1 protein-coding gene is annotated in these 1,531 nt (G+C 32.8%); it reads left to right on the forward strand.

All coding sequences use genetic code 11. The features are described from left to right. Positions 1–191 precede the first annotated feature (191 nt). Positions 192–1,531, forward strand: a 1,340-nt coding sequence (locus CHH67_RS26370) for a glycosyltransferase family protein (protein ID WP_218832079.1), incomplete at its 3' end; no start/stop codon positions are given.

Consider the following 1,531-nt stretch of genomic DNA (forward strand, 5'->3'; position numbering starts at 1 on the left):
CATTATTCTTTATTTTAGTGTGTATATTCTTTTCCAAGATTTTTGTTGGACAGGTTTATTCACCTACTAACCTTTTGTATTCAATGCCTCCATGGAATACAGTTTATAGCTCTGTTGTAACTAGTGGATCATTACTTTCCGATCCTATTGATTCTTATTTACCGAGTATGAACATATTTAAAGATAGTATCATGCACGGAAAATTACCCTTGTGGACTTCAGATAACTCCATGGGTGTTCCCATAGTCGTAGAATCTATTGGTTTTCTATTTTCGCCAAATACGTTAATCTATTTAGTTTTTCCATTGGAGTATGCGAGTAATATTGACCTAATGTTGCGAGTATTTATTTCGTTAGTGGGTATGTTTTTCTTTCTGTATAAATTAAAGATTAATGTTACGGCTGCAAGATTAGGAGCCATTATTTTTTCGTTTTCTCTACCCATGATTGTCTGGTTGAACTGGCCGCATATTTGGGTTTCTTGTCTGGCTCCATGGTTGTTTTTAAGTGTTCAAAATATATATGAATCTAATCGAAAATGGATTCCAATTGCGGGGTTTATTATTGCTTGCATGATTTATGGTAATATGCCTGCATATGCGGCTTATTATTTGTATTCAGCTGGTGCATATTATGTTTTTCTTATAATTAGAAAGGCCTATACAACTCAAAGTTTTAGATTTTTCATTTCCAAATCTATCGAATTTTCAGCAGCGGTGGTACTAGGAATAGGAATGGCCTTTGCATATATATTAAACTTTTTAAAATATATGAATGGTATAGGATTTATAGAACAAAGGGAGGGGAGTTTCCATCCTTTTGATTCGCTGAGATATTTGATAGCTCTATTTGATCCCGATTATTTCAGTAGCTTAGGAATACCGACGATACATTTTAATGAATATAGCAGTTATTTTGGTGTAATAACGCTCTTTATTTTCTTCTTTTCTATTGTCTATAGTTTTAAAAAGCAATTTAGGGAACATTTATTTTGGGCTATTTCTGCATTAGTTATATCTTTAATTGTTTTTGGAAGCCCACTGACGGAGTTGTTTTCGAATTTACCGGGTATTGGAACATCGTTAGCAACACGATTAGTCGGATTAATGGCATTTTCAGTAGCTGTAACTTCAGCATATATTTTTAGTTATTTATTAGATGAATTTGATGAGAAATTAACACTTGTAAGTATAATAATTTCCGTTATTTGCATCGGAGTAGTTTTAGCAACCGGAATAAAATTTGTTGAGACAATTCAAATCAACCTAACATTCTTCATCTCCATTCTTGTATTATTTAGCGGAATTCTATTACTTACTATAAGTGTGATTATTGTAAGGGTAAGAAGGATTGCTTTCTTTTTATTAGCTGTTCTATTAATAGCCGATTTATTTAGAGCAGGGATATCTTATAATCCAGCTGTAGATGCAAAAAGTGTGTCATTGCACCCTGAAACGGAGATTACAAATTTTTTGGAAGATAATCTAGGCGATGATAGGTTTGTAGCACTTGGCGAATGGAATTTATTTTC

It is taken from the genome of Paenibacillus campinasensis, from assembly GCF_002272015.1.
Lineage (GTDB): Bacteria > Bacillota > Bacilli > Paenibacillales > Paenibacillaceae > Paenibacillus_AQ > Paenibacillus_AQ campinasensis.